At 70.6% G+C, this 13,386-nt stretch carries 9 protein-coding genes; all 9 read right to left on the bottom strand.

The window, feature by feature from the left end; all coding sequences use genetic code 11:
* Positions 1-24 precede the first annotated feature (24 nt).
* Positions 25-1,719: a proline--tRNA ligase gene (locus E5671_RS32995; RefSeq protein ID WP_160507514.1), complete on the bottom strand. Its 1,695-nt coding sequence runs from the start codon at positions 1,717-1,719 to the stop codon at positions 25-27.
* Positions 1,720-1,827: 108 nt separating this feature from the next.
* Positions 1,828-2,373, bottom strand: coding sequence for a GNAT family N-acetyltransferase (locus E5671_RS32990; protein ID WP_160507513.1), 546 nt, complete (start codon positions 2,371-2,373; stop codon positions 1,828-1,830).
* Between the two features lie 72 nt (positions 2,374-2,445).
* Positions 2,446-3,294, bottom strand: coding sequence for a GNAT family N-acetyltransferase (locus E5671_RS32985; RefSeq protein WP_160507512.1), 849 nt, complete (start codon positions 3,292-3,294; stop codon positions 2,446-2,448).
* A gap of 643 nt (positions 3,295-3,937) precedes the next feature.
* A complete protein-coding gene (gene ispG / locus E5671_RS32980) occupies positions 3,938-5,095 on the bottom strand; it encodes a flavodoxin-dependent (E)-4-hydroxy-3-methylbut-2-enyl-diphosphate synthase (RefSeq protein WP_160507511.1) in 1,158 nt (385 codons plus the stop codon).
* A 163-nt stretch (positions 5,096-5,258) separates the two neighbouring features.
* Positions 5,259-6,560 (bottom strand): M50 family metallopeptidase, encoded by a 1,302-nt coding sequence (locus tag E5671_RS32975; RefSeq protein ID WP_160507510.1) that lies wholly within the window; start codon positions 6,558-6,560, stop codon positions 5,259-5,261.
* Positions 6,557-7,813 (bottom strand): 1-deoxy-D-xylulose-5-phosphate reductoisomerase, encoded by a 1,257-nt coding sequence (gene dxr, locus E5671_RS32970; protein ID WP_160507509.1) that lies wholly within the window; start codon positions 7,811-7,813, stop codon positions 6,557-6,559. Before dxr ends, E5671_RS32975 begins: the two co-directional genes overlap by 4 nt.
* A 120-nt stretch (positions 7,814-7,933) precedes the next feature.
* Positions 7,934-9,880, bottom strand: coding sequence for an acyl-CoA dehydrogenase family protein (locus tag E5671_RS32965; RefSeq protein ID WP_160507508.1), 1,947 nt, complete (start codon positions 9,878-9,880; stop codon positions 7,934-7,936).
* A gap of 235 nt (positions 9,881-10,115) precedes the next feature.
* Positions 10,116-11,561 carry an aldehyde dehydrogenase family protein gene (locus E5671_RS32960; RefSeq protein ID WP_160507507.1) on the bottom strand — a complete coding sequence of 482 codons (1,446 nt, stop codon included), beginning with the start codon at positions 11,559-11,561 and terminating at the stop codon, positions 10,116-10,118.
* A gap of 145 nt (positions 11,562-11,706) precedes the next feature.
* Positions 11,707-13,296 (bottom strand): PucR family transcriptional regulator, encoded by a 1,590-nt coding sequence (locus E5671_RS32955; RefSeq protein ID WP_160507506.1) that lies wholly within the window; start codon positions 13,294-13,296, stop codon positions 11,707-11,709.
* Between the last annotated feature and the right edge of the window lie 90 nt (positions 13,297-13,386).

Here is a 13,386-nt window from a genome sequence, read left to right as displayed (position 1 = left end):
GGGTCAGCCCGAACCCCAGCCCTCTCAGGCCGTCAGCCGCGCCACAGCCTCCGCCACCGTCAGCTCCTCGCGCTCCCCGGTACGCCGGTCCTTCAGCTCGACGACGCCCTCGGCCGAGCGACGCCCCGCCACCAGGATGGTGGGAACACCAATCAGCTCCGCGTCAGTGAACTTCACGCCGGGCGAGACGCCCGCCCGGTCGTCGACCAGAACCCGCACACCCGCCGCGTTCAACTGCTCGGAGACGTCCAGCGCGAGCTCAGTCTGGAGCGCCTTGCCCGCGGCCACCACGTGGACGTCGGCGGGGGCGATCTCCTTGGGCCAGCACAGCCCCTTGTCGTCCGCCGTCTGCTCGGCCAGCGCCGCCACCGCCCGCGAGACGCCGATGCCGTACGAGCCCATGGTCACGCGGACCGGCTTGCCCTGCTGGCCGAGGACGTCCAGCTGGAAGGCGTCGGCGAACTTGCGGCCCAGCTGGAAGATGTGGCCGATCTCGATGGCGCGGTCCAGCTTCAGGCCGGTGCCGCACTTGGGGCAGGGGTCGCCCTCCTCGACGACCACGACGTCGAGGTAGTCGTCGACCTCGAAGTCACGGCCCGCGACGACGTTCTTCGCGTGCGTGTTGATCTTGTTGGCGCCGGTGATCCAGGCGGTGCCCGCGGCCACTCGCGGGTCGGCGATGTAGCGGACCTTCTCCAGACCCTGCGGGCCGACGTATCCGCGTACGAGATCGTCGCGGCCCTCGAAGTCCTCCGCCGTCACCAGCTCCACCACCGCGGGCGACAGGTGCTCGCCGAGCTTGCCGAGGTCGACCTCGCGGTCGCCGGGGACGCCCACGGCGACGATCTCGCCGTCGACCTTGACCAGGAGGTTCTTCAGGGTCGCGGACGCGGGCACGCCGAGGTGGGCCGCGAGCGTCTCGATGGTCGGGGTGTCGGGGGTGTCCAGGTCCTCGACCGGGCCGTGCGCGGAACCGTCCACCGCGGTGGCCACGAAGGACACCGCCTCCGTGTTGGCCGCGTAGTCGCACGCGGGGCAGTCCACGAACGTGTCCTCACCGGCCGGCGCGGGCGCCAGGAACTCCTCGGACGCCGAGCCGCCCATCGCGCCGGAGACGGCGGAGACGATGCGGTGGTCGAGGCCGAGACGCTCGAAGATCTTGATGTACGCGGCGCGGTGCAGGTCGTACGACTCGGCGAGACCCTCGTCCGTCGTGTCGAAGGAGTACGAGTCCTTCATCTGGAACTCGCGGCCACGGAGCACACCGGCGCGGGGGCGGGCCTCGTCGCGGTACTTGGTCTGGATCTGGTACAGGATCACCGGCAGGTCCTTGTAGGACGAGCACTGGTCCTTGACGATCTGGGTGAAGATCTCCTCGTGGGTCGGACCGAGGAGGTAGTCCGCGCCCTTGCGGTCCTTGAGACGGAACAGCAGGTCGCCGTACTCGTCGTAGCGGCCCGTCGCGTCGTACGACTCCTTGGGCAGGAGCGCGGGCAGGAGGACTTCCTGGGCGCCGATGGCGTCCATCTCCTCGCGTACGACGTGGGTGATGTTCTCCAGGACCTTCTTGCCCAGCGGCAGCCAGGACCAGATGCCGGCGGCGGTGCGGCGGACGTATCCGGCCCGGACGAGCAGCTTGTGGTTGAGCGTCTCGGCGTCCGCCGGGTCGTCGCGCAGTGTCTTGATCATCAATCGGGACATGCGCTGGACCTGGGCCATGGTGAACTCCTGCGGGATGGGGGTCCCCCCTGCTCGAGCGGAGCCGAGAGCTTGGGGGAGGGTGATGTGCAGGAGGTTACTTCGGGCGCGGGCGCGTGCGGAAATCGGTTAGGCGCCGGGCCGCCTCAGGGGCAAGGGCGCGCCCATCACCGCGTACGGCTTCGGGGCGCTGGGGAACTGGACGTTGCGGGCCAGGTCCGCGTAGCCGAGGGAGCGGTAGAGGCCCCGCGCGGGGCTCTCGGTGTCGATCGCGGAGAGGATCGAGCGGGGCTGGTCGACGGCGTCCGTGATGGTGGTGATGAGCGTGCGGCCGACTCCGCGGTTCTGGTGGCCGGGCTGCACATGGAGCTCGGTGATCACGAAGGAGTCGTCGAGCCAGTCGTCCCTGCCGCCGGCCCGCAGATACGGCTCGACGACCGTGGACCACCAGTGGCCGCGGTCGTTGGGCATGCCGTAGACGAAGCCGACGAGCCGTCCCTCGGGGGTGCTCGCGCCGAGCGCGCGGGCCCCGGGGTAGGTGATGTGCCGCAGCACGATCTGCCGCCGCACGGCCACCTCGTCGTCGGTGAGCCCGAAGGCGTGGGCCTGCACCCGCAGCGCTTCGTCCACGTGCGTGGCGAGGTCCAGCGGCCCGATCACGACGTCGTCAGTCATGCGCCGAACTTTAACTCGCGTACGGGGGTGCGTGAGGAGGGCGGTGTGAGACGCGTAGGGGCTGGAAGGGGGCTAGAACAGGACGCTCATGAAGGCCCCGACCTCCTGGAACCCCACACGCCGGTACGCCGCTCTGGCCGCGGTGTTGAAGTCGTTGACGTAGAGGCTGACGACCGGGGCGACGTCCGCGAGGGCGTAGCGCATGACGGCCGCCATGCCCGGTGCCGCGTAGCCCTTCCCCCGGTACTCGGGGGCCACCCAGACGCCCTGCACCTGGCAGGCCTGTGCCGTGGCCGCGCCGATCTCGGCCTTGAAGATGACGTTGCCTTCGCGGTCGAGGCGCGCGAACGACCGCCCCGCGCCGACCAGTTCGGCGACCCGCGCCTGGTAGAGGAGGCCGCCGTCGCCCGCCATCGGCGAGATGCCGACCTCCTCGGTGAACATCGCCACGCACGCGGGCATGATCGTCTCCATCTCGTCCTTGCGGACGCGACGGACGTACGGATCGGGGGTGATGCCGTACGGGAGGCGGTCGGCGACCATCAGGGGCTGCTGGGCGCGGACCTCGCGGGCGGGGCCCCAGGAGGGTTCGAGCAGCCGCCACAGCTGGGCGGTGGGCTCGGCGGGGCCGACGATGGAGGAGCAACGGCGGCCTGCCCTGCGGGCGCGGTCCGCGAAGGCGCGGACCGCTCGCGGGGTCGCGCAGATCGGGACGAGGTTGGCGCCCGCGTAGCAGAGGGACTCCAGCATTCCGTCCTGGTACCAGCCCCACATCTCGCCGCCGAGCCGCCACGGGTCGAGGCCCGCGACGCGGACTCGTGAGGTCACGAAGGCGTTGGCCACGGGCTCGCGGTCGAGGACTGCGAGCGCGGCGTCCAGGTCACTCGGTTCGAGGACCCTGGTGGTGGTCTGAGTCAACACGTGCGGGGGCCTCACCATACGGTCTGCTGATCTCCGCACTGTACCTGGCGGGGGCGCCTTGTGCCGTGGGGTCGCTTGGAGGGGGCTTTGTCTCCTCCCCTGCGGGCTGGTGGTCCGTCTTCTTCGCCGCTGCGCGGCGGGTTTCCCGCCCACCTGCGGGCCGGTGGGGGTGACGCCTTTTCTCCGCCGCTCCGCGGCGGGGTTTCCCACCCACCCGCCCGATTACCCCGCATCAACCTCGTGCCGTGGGGCGGCTTGGGGCTCGGTCGTCGTCTCCTCTGCGGGCCGGTGGGTGGCTCGCCTTCTCCGCCGCTACGCGGCGGGTTTCCCGCCCACCCGCGGGCCGGTGGGGGCGTCACCTTTTCTCCGCCGCTCCGCGGCGGGGTTTCCCACCCACCCGCCCGATTGCCCCGCATCAGCCAGCGCCCTGGGCAGAATCAGCCACGGAGTGCACGGGTGGGTGGGTGGGAGACATCCGCCGCGCAGCGGCGGTTCAGGCCGGAGACTGCCCGCAGACAAAGGACACAGCCGCCCCCACGCCGCGCCCTGGCCCCCCGCAAGCCGCAAGCGCCACGCGCGCGTGGGCCCCGCCACCAACCCCCGGTGGCGGGGCCCACGTAAACGCGCGACGCGCAGGCGAGGGTCAGCCGGCCACGGCCACCGTCGGCTCGCCCGAAGGGATGCCGTCCTTCTCCATCTGCTCAGCGATCTTCAGCGCCTCTTCGATGAGCGTCTCCACGATCTTCGACTCGGGCACGGTCTTGATGACCTCGCCCTTGACGAAGATCTGCCCCTTGCCGTTGCCGGACGCGACACCGAGGTCCGCCTCACGGGCCTCCCCCGGCCCGTTCACGACACACCCCATGACCGCCACACGCAGCGGCACTTCCATGCCGTCCAGGCCCGCGGTGACCTCTTCAGCCAGCTTGTACACGTCCACCTGGGCGCGCCCGCACGACGGGCAGGAGACGATCTCCAGGCGGCGCTGCTTGAGGTTCAGGGACTCCAGGATCTGGATGCCGACCTTGACCTCCTCCGCCGGAGGGGCCGAGAGCGAGACCCGGATGGTGTCGCCGATGCCCTCGGAGAGCAGCGCACCGAACGCCACCGCCGACTTGATCGTGCCCTGGAAGGCAGGACCGGCCTCGGTCACGCCGAGGTGCAGCGGGTAGTCGCAGGCCGCGGCAAGCTGGCGGTAGGCGTTGACCATGACCACCGGGTCGTTGTGCTTGACGGAAATCTTGATGTCCCGGAAGCCGTGCTCCTCGAAGAGCGACGCCTCCCACAGCGCCGACTCGACCAGCGCCTCCGGGGTGGCCTTCCCGTACTTCTGGAGGAGACGCGCGTCCAGCGACCCAGCGTTGACCCCGATCCGGATCGGCGTACCCGCGTCGTTCGCGGCCCGCGCGATCTCCTTCACCTTGTCGTCGAACTGCTTGATGTTGCCCGGGTTCACACGGACAGCAGCGCAACCCGCGTCGATCGCCGCGAAGACGTACTTCGGCTGGAAGTGGATGTCGGCGATCACCGGGATCTGCGACTTGCGCGCGATCGTGGCCAGCGCGTCCGCGTCGTCCTGCGTGGGACACGCGACCCGCACGATCTGGCAGCCGGACGCGGTGAGTTCGGCGATCTGCTGAAGCGTCGCCCCGATGTCGGACGTACGCGTCGTCGTCATCGACTGCACCGACACCGGTGCGTCCCCGCCGACGGCGACCGTACCGACCTGGATCTTGCGGCTGACACGGCGGTCGGCGAGCTTGGTCGGTACGGACGGGATTCCGAGAGAAACGGCAGTCATCTGGCGTGCATCCCCAAGGTGTGGATCAAGGTCCCGAGATCGGCGGGCTCCAGGCTTCGAGATTACGGCACCCCACAGGGCCCGAGCACATCCCGCCCCCAAGTCCACCCATTGGTGGGTGACCGGACACATAGAGTGCCCGGCCGCCGCAAACTTCGCGTTATCAGGAGATTCTTACCGGGTTAACTACATCCGCGATCAGGACGAGGATCGTGAAGCAGATGAAGATTCCGGCTACCACATAGGCGACGGGCATCAGCTTCGCGACGTCGAAGGGGCCCGGGTCGGGCCGCTTCATGAGCTTGGCCGCCTTGCGCCGCACCGACTCCCACAGGGCTCCCGCGATGTGCCCGCCGTCCAGCGGAAGGAGCGGCAGCATGTTGAACAGGAACAGGGAGAGGTTGAAGCCCGCCACCAGGAACAGCATCATCGCGATCTGGTTCTCCGGCGGGATGTCCAGGGTGAAGACCTCGCCGCCCACGCGGGCCGCGCCGACGACGCCCATCGGGGAGTCCTGCTTGCGGTCGCCGTCACCGAAGGCCGCGTCCCACAGGTCGGGGATCTTGGACGGCAGCGCGATGAGCGACTCGACGCCGTTCTCCATCATGTCGCCCATGCGGTTCACGGAGTCGCCGAAGCCCTGCTGGACGACGCCGGTGGCGGGGGTGAAGCCGAGGAAGCCCGCGGAGACGTACTTGCCCTCCACATAGCCACCCTCGCCGTCGGTCTTGCTGACCTGGTTCTTGATGAGGTTGGCGTGCAGGTCGACCTGCTTGCCGTCGCGCTCGACCGTGATGGTGGCCGGGCCGATCGTCTCGCGGATCTTGCCCTGGAGCGCGGACCAGTCGTCGATGGGCTGCCCCTGGAAGCCGACGATCTTGTCGCCGAGCTTCAGGCCCGCCGCCTTGGCGGGCGCGACCGTGTCGCCCTTCTCGCACTTCGTGCGGTTCTCGCTCTGCTGGATGACGCAGTCGGACACCTTGCCGACCGTCGTCGTCTGCGTGCTGATGCCGAAGGTCATCATCACGCCGAGGAAGATCGCGACGGCCAGGATCAGGTTCATGAACGGGCCCGCGAACATCACGATCACGCGCTTCCACGGCTTGCGCGTGTAGAAGAGCCGCGTCTCGTCGCCGGGCTTGAGCTCCTCGAAGGCGGCCGACCGCGCGTCCTCGATCATGCCGCGCCACGGGGACGTCGAGCGTGACTCTATGCGGCCGTCCGGACCTGGCGGGAACATGCCGATCATGCGGATGTACCCGCCGAGGGGGATGGCCTTGATGCCGTACTCGGTGTCGCCCTTCTTGCGCGAGAAGAGCGTCGGGCCGAAGCCGACCATGTACTGCGGCACGCGGATGCCGAACAGCTTGGCGGTCGAGAGGTGGCCCAGCTCGTGCCAGGCGATCGAGAACAGCAGCCCGACCGCGAAGACGACTATGCCGAGGATCATCATCAAGGTCGTCATGCGCGGGCCTCCGCGGTCGCCTTCGCCGTCAGTTCACGGGCCCGGGCACGCGCCCAGGTCTCCGCTTCGAGGACGTCCGCGACGGTCAGGGAAGTTCCCGCGGACGGTGTGCCGTGTTCGGCGACGACCTTCGTGACGGTCTCCATGATCCCGTTGAAGGGCAGGGCGCCGTTCAAGAACGCGTCCACGCACTCCTCGTTGGCGGCATTGAACACTGCCGGGGCCGTGCCCGCGAGCTTCCCCACGTGCCGGGCGAGCCCGACCGACGGAAACGCGTCGTTGTCGAGGGGGAAGAACTCCCAGCTCGACGCCTTCGTCCAGTCGAAGGCGGGCGCGGCGTCCGGCACCCGCTCGGGCCAGCCGATGCCGATGGCGATCGGGCCGCTCATGTCGGGCGGCGTGGCCTGGGCTAGCGTCGATCCGTCGGTGAACTCGACCATGGAGTGCACGTAGGACTGCGGGTGGACGACGACCTCGATGCGCTCGAAGGGGATGTCGTAGAGGAGGTGGGCCTCGATGACTTCCAGGCCCTTGTTGACGAGCGTCGCGGAGTTGACCGTGATGACCGGGCCCATGGCCCAGGTGGGGTGCGCGAGGGCGTCGTCCGGCGTGACGTTCGCCAGATCCGCCTTCGTACGTCCCCGGAACGGGCCCCCGGAGGCCGTGACGACCAGCTTGCGCACGTCGGCGCGGGTGCCCGCGGCGAGCGCCTGGAAGAGCGCGGCGTGCTCGGAGTCGACGGGGATGATCTGCCCCGGCTTGGCGAGCGCCTTCACCAGGGGGCCGCCGACGATCAGCGACTCCTTGTTGGCGAGCGCGAGGGTGCGGCCCGCTTCGAGCGCGGCGAGGGTGGGCGCGAGCCCGATGGATCCCGTGATGCCGTTCAGGACGGTGTGGCAGTCGGATGCGGCGACCTGCGTGGCCGCATCGGGCCCGGCGAGGATCTCGGGCAGCGGCTCACCGCCGTACTGCCCCTTCAGCGCCTCGCGCAGCGCCGGTACGACGTCCTCGCGGGCCACGGCCACGGTCCGCACCCGCAGCTGCCTCGCCTGCTCGGCGAGCAGTCCGACGCGGCCGCCCGCGGCGGACAGTGCGGTGACGCGGAAGCGACGGGGGTTGCGCAGGACGAGATCGATGGCCTGCGTGCCGATCGACCCGGTCGAGCCGAGGATGACGATGTCCCGCGGGCCGTCCGTGACGACGGGGTCGAAGACGAGATGCGGGTCGGCGAGGGGGGCTGGGCTGTCGCTCATCCCCCCATTCTTGCCTGGGCGAGGGGGTGAGGAGACACCGCGCCCCGATCCGGACGGCCGAAATCGTGTTCCGGGGCGTTCCCGTGGAGGGAACGCCCCGGAAAAGCGCGGCGGCGGATGTCAGCGGATCGGCCGGTGGACGTTCTCCCGGGTGGACGGACCCGGTGTGGCGTCCGCGATCCAGGGGCCTTCGCCGCTGGGGTCGACGACGCCCGACTCCAGCCAGGTGTACATGCCGTTCAGAACGCCCTTGACGACCTTGCGGTCGACGTCATCCGTGTTCTTCCACAGGCGGTCGAAGAGCTCTTCGACGCGGATGCGGGACTGGCGGCAGAACGTGTCGGCCAGCTGGTAGGCCTCGCGTCCGTGGTCCTCCGTCGTCCGCAGGAGCTCGGCCCGTACGCACGCCGCGCTCATCGCGAAGAGTTCGGCGCCGATGTCGACCACGCGGCCCAGGAAGCCCTGCTTGGTCTCCATCTTTCCCTGCCAGCGCGACATCGCGTAGAAGGTCGAGCGGGCCAGCCTCCGGGCGGTGCGTTCCACGTAGCGCAGGTGCGGGGAGAGGTCCGCGTGGCCGCTGGGGTGGAACTCGGCGTACGAGCGCGGGAGTTGACCCGGCCCCGTGACCAGTTTCGGCAGCCAGCGGGCGTAGAAGCCGCCTGCCTTCGCGCCCGCCTTCGCCTTGTCGGTCAGGGACTTGTCCGGGTCGATCAGGTCGCCCGCCACCTTCAGGTGCGCGTCCACCGCCTCGCGGGCGATGAGCAGGTGCATGATCTCCGTCGAGCCCTCGAAGATGCGGTTGATGCGCAGGTCGCGCAGGACCTGTTCGGCCGGAACCGCGCGTTCGCCGCGGGCCGCGAGGGACTCGGCGGTCTCGAAGCCGCGGCCGCCGCGGATCTGCACCAGTTCGTCGGCCATCAGACAGCCCATCTCGGAGCCGTACAGCTTGGCGAGCGCCGCCTCGATGCGGATGTCGTTGCGGTCCTCGTCGGCCATCTGCGATGAGAGGTCGAGTACGGCTTCGAGGGCGAAGGTCGTCGCCGCGATGAAGGAGATCTTCGCGCCGACTGCCTCGTGGAGCGCGACCGGCTTGCCCCACTGCTCCCGCGCGCCCGACCACTCACGGGCGATCTTCAGACACCACTTGCCCGCGCCGACGCACATGGCGGGCAGCGAGAGGCGGCCGGTGTTGAGGGTCGTCAGGGCGATCTTCAGTCCCGCGCCCTCCGGGCCGATGCGGTGCGCGGCGGGGACGCGGACCTGGTGGAAGCGGGTCACGCCGTTCTCCAGGCCGCGCAGGCCCATGAAGGCGTTGCGGTTCTCGACCGTGATGCCCTCCGCCGCGGCCTCCACCACGAAGGCCGTGATGCCGCCCTTGTGGCCATCGGACTTCGGTACGCGCGCCATGACGACCAGGAGGTCGGCGACGACGCCGTTCGTGGTCCACAGCTTCACGCCGTCCAGGACGTACGAGTCGCCGTCCGGCACCGCCATGGTGGCCAGGCGCGCCGGGTCGGAGCCGACGTCCGGCTCGGTCAGGAGGAAGGCGCTGATGTCCGTGCGGGCGCAGCGCGGCAGGAACTCGTCCTTCTGTTCCTGGGTGCCGAACTGCTTGAGCGGCTGCGGTACGCCGATCGACTGGTGGGCGGAGAGCAGCGCGCCGATCGACGGGTTCGCGGAGCCGACGAGGGCAAGCGCCTTGTTGTAGTACACCTGCGTGAGGCCGAGACCGCCGTACTTCGTGTCGATCTTCATGCCGAGCGCACCGAGCTCCTTGAGCCCGTTGATCACCTCGTCGGGGATCTTCGCCTCGCGCTCGATGCGCGCCGAGTCGATCTTCGTCTCGCAGAAGTCGCGGAGCTTGGCGAGGAACTCCTCGCCGCGCCGGGCGTCCTCGTCGGCGGGCAGGGGATGCGGGTGGATCAGGTCGAGCCGGAAGCGGCCGAGGAAGAGTTCCTTGGCGAAGCTCGGCTTGCGCCAGTCCTGTTCGCGGGCGGCCTCGGCGACCTGCCGGGCCTCGCGCTCGCTGACGGACGGCCCGGAAGGGGGCGTGGGTTGTGCGGGCATTGAGGAGCTCACCTCGCCGCGGAGTGGGGCCGATCGGCTCCGATTGACCCGATCTTGACCCGGTCGGTTACTGACTGGTGCTACTCGATCGTATGGATCGTATGTACCCGATTCGCCCCGAGCCCACCAGTCCTCGTGCAGCGTTTGGCCCCGCCACACCCGTCGCACCCGCCGGACACGAGAACGGCCGGAGCCCCCGCACAGTGGGCTCCGGCCGTTGTCCTCGGCGTACGGATCAGAGGGCGAGGCCCGTCAGGACCATGACCCGCTCGTAGGTGTAGTCGTCCATCGCGAAGCGGACGCCCTCGCGGCCCACGCCGGACTGCTTGACGCCGCCGTACGGCATCTGGTCGGCGCGGTAGGAGGGGGCGTCGCCGATGACCACGCCGCCGACCTCCAGGTCGCGGTGCGCGCGGAAGGCGGTCTGCAGGTCGTGCGTGAAGACGCCCGCCTGGAGGCCGTACTTGGAGTCGTTGACGGCGGCGAACGCCTCCGCCTCGCCATCCACCTTCTTGATCGTGAGGACCGGCCCGAAGACCTCCTCGCAGGCGATGGTCACGTCGGCCGGCACGTCGGCGAGCACGGTCGGCGCGTACGAGGCGCCGTCACGCTTGCCGCCCGCGAGCAGCTGCGCGCCCGCCTGGACGGCCTCGTCGACCCAGGACTCCACGCGCTTGGCGGCGTCCTCGTTGACGAGCGGGCCGACGTCTGTCTTCGGGTCGGACGGGTCACCGGTGACCTGGGCCTCGATGGCCCTGAGCACGCGCGGCACGAGCCGGTCGTACACGGAGGCGTCGGCGATGACGCGCTGCACCGAGATGCAGGACTGGCCGCCCTGGTAGTTGGAGAAGGTCGCGATGCGCGAGGCGGCCCAGTCGAGGTCCTCGTCGGAGGAGAAGTCGGACAGGACGACGGCGGCGCCGTTTCCGCCGAGCTCCAGGGTGCAGTGCTTGCGCGGCACCGAGTCCATGATCGCGTAGCCGACCTTCTCGGAGCCCGTGAAGGAGATGACGGGAAGGCGCTCGTCCTGCACGAGGGCGGGCATCTTCTCGTTCGCGACCGGAAGGACCGACCAGGACCCGGCGGGCAGCTCGGTCTCGGCGAGCAGCTCGCCGATGAGGAGACCGGAGAGCGGGGTCGCGGGCGCCGGCTTGAGGATGATCGGCGTGCCGGACGCGATGGCCGGGGCGATCTTGTGGGCGCAGAGGTTCAGCGGGAAGTTGAACGGCGCGATGCCGAGGACGACACCCTTGGAGAAGCGGCGGGTGAAGGCGAGGCGCCCCTGGCCACCGGCGTCCGTGTCGAGGCGCTGGGCCTCGCCGCCGTTGAAGCGGCGGGCCTCCTCCGCGGCGAACCGGAAGACGGAGACGGCACGGCCGACCTCGCCACGGGCCCACTTGATCGGCTTGCCGTTCTCGGCGGAGATGAGCTGGGCGATCTCTTCCGTCCGCTCGACGAGCCTGCGGCTCACGTGGTCGAGGGCGGCGGCCCGCACGTGCGCCGGGGTCGCGGCGAACTCGTCGCGCACGGCGTACGCGGCGGCGACGGCCTCCTCGACCTGGGCGTCGGTCGGGACGGCAGCCTTGCCGACGATCCGCCCGTCCCAGGGCGATGTGACGTCGAGAGTGGTCTCACCGGTGGTCTGGCGACCGGCGAGCCAGAAGGCGTGGATGGAAGTCATGTCGATTCCCGGCCCTTCCGCGAAGGTGTGTCTTGGGGGGTACGTTCCCCACCGTAGGGGCGGTATGGGTGGACGACGTTTGTCCGACGCGGAGTACTGACGGGGCGCCCCGCGCCTCTTTGGCAGGGGCGCGTTTCGCCCGCGGCTACTCCGTACCGCTCGACGTCGCCTTCAGCGACAGCCACAGCTCCATCCGGACGTCCGGGTCGTCAAGGGAGCGGCCCAGGATCTCCTCGACCCGCCGCATGCGGTAGCGCAGCGTGTGGCGGTGGACGCCGAGGTCGGCCGCTGCCGCGTCCCACTGGCCGTGCCGCGAGAGCCAGGCGCGCAACGAGGCGATCAGGTCGCCCCGGCCCTTGGCGTCATGTTCGTACAGGGCGCGCAGCAGCCCGTCGGCGAAGGCCCGCACCGCGTCGTCGGCGAGCAGCGGCAGGACCGAGCCCGCCGCGAGGTCCTCGTGCTCGACCATCGCGCGGCCTCGGCGCCGGGCGATGGAGAGCGCCTGGTCGGCCTGCTTGTACGCGGTGGCCGCCGCGATCGGTCCGGCGGGCGCGGAGAGGCCGAGGAGGAGGGGTGCCCCGTCGCCCGCGCCGCCCTCCGGCGCCTCGGAGCGTCCGGCTTCCAGCGTCTCCGCGTACGCGAGGCAGGCCGCCGCGCCCGCGCCGCCGTCCACGACGAGCAGCACGAGCCGCTCGCCGTAGGGGACGACGAGGAGTGCCTCGCCTGCCCGCGCCGCGGCGGACTCGACGGCGTCGGTGAGCCCGGCGTAGGGGTCGCCGTCCTCCGGGGCCGCGGAGGCCGGGACTTCCGCCACCACCAGGCGGAACGGGGCGTCGAGCAGGCTTCCGTACAGCTCCCCCGCCACCGTGCGGGCGTGGTCCGGCTCCCCCGCGAGCAGCATCCGGAGCACCGCGGAGCCGACCCGGGCCTCGGCGGCTTGGAGCGAGCGGTTCCGCTCCGTGGTGAGGGTGAGCAGCGCTATGGCCGAGTGCAGTGCGTACCGCTCGGCGGTGCCGAGGGTGGATGCCGTGCCGACGGCGAGCGCGGCGCGGGGCCGCCGGCCGGTGCCGATCGAGTGCAGCTCCACCCGGTCCTCCGTGCCGGCGACGACCGCGCTCGCGGGCGCGGCTCGCTCCCGCAGCCGCTCCACGTCGGAGGTGAGCCTTGCGGCCCTGCGGGACGCCCACTCGGGAGCCGTGGCGACGACGGCGCCGGACGCGTCGTACAGCGCGGCCCAGCCGTCCACTTGTCCGGCTAGCGCGCCGAGCAGCCCCTCGGGGCCGTCGCTCAGCGCCTGCTTGGTCAGCTCGCGCTGGGCCGCGAAGCCCGCCGTGACCGCGCGGTACTGGTCGGCGGCGATGGCCGCGGAGACGGCCTTGCTGATGGCGAGGAAGGGGGTGCGGCGCGGGACTTCGAGGAGCGGAAGCTCCTCGTCCGCCGCCGCGGCGACCAGCGCGTCCGGAATGTCCTTGTAATGCACCCCGACCGCGAACCCGAGCCCGACGACGCCCGCCGCCGCGAGCCGCTTCACATAGCGGCGCATGGCCTCCGGGTCCTCCGCGTCCAGCTTGAGCGCGGTGATCAGGAGGAGCTCGCCGCCCTCCATGTAGGGCACGGGGTCGGTGAGCTCACTGGCGTGCGCCCACCGCACGGGCACGTCCAGATGTTCCTCACCCGCGCGCACGGTGAGCTTGAGCGCGGAGTGGTGGACGAGGGAGGCGAGCGTGGGCGGCATGGGACCTTCAGGTCTGGTCAGCAGGTCAGGACGGCAGGTCTGGCACCGGCGGGTGAGGCACGCGTCCCGGTCGGCCATTGAATCCCGGAC

This window comes from Streptomyces sp. BA2 (assembly GCF_009769735.1).
In the GTDB taxonomy this organism is placed as follows: domain Bacteria; phylum Actinomycetota; class Actinomycetes; order Streptomycetales; family Streptomycetaceae; genus Streptomyces.
This window is presented reverse-complemented; position numbering and strand designations above follow the sequence as displayed.

Coding starts and splice junctions, on each gene's coding strand:
- E5671_RS32990 (WP_160507513.1), bottom strand. CDS start 2,373: ATGACTGACGACGTCGTGATCGGGCCGCTGGACCTCGCCACGCACGTG.
- E5671_RS32955 (WP_160507506.1), bottom strand. CDS start 13,296: ATGCCGCCCACGCTCGCCTCCCTCGTCCACCACTCCGCGCTCAAGCTC.
- E5671_RS32965 (WP_160507508.1), bottom strand. CDS start 9,880: ATGCCCGCACAACCCACGCCCCCTTCCGGGCCGTCCGTCAGCGAGCGC.
- E5671_RS32960 (WP_160507507.1), bottom strand. CDS start 11,561: ATGACTTCCATCCACGCCTTCTGGCTCGCCGGTCGCCAGACCACCGGT.
- ispG (WP_160507511.1), bottom strand. CDS start 5,095: ATGACTGCCGTTTCTCTCGGAATCCCGTCCGTACCGACCAAGCTCGCC.
- E5671_RS32995 (WP_160507514.1), bottom strand. CDS start 1,719: ATGGCCCAGGTCCAGCGCATGTCCCGATTGATGATCAAGACACTGCGC.
- E5671_RS32975 (WP_160507510.1), bottom strand. CDS start 6,560: ATGACGACCTTGATGATGATCCTCGGCATAGTCGTCTTCGCGGTCGGG.
- dxr (WP_160507509.1), bottom strand. CDS start 7,813: ATGAGCGACAGCCCAGCCCCCCTCGCCGACCCGCATCTCGTCTTCGAC.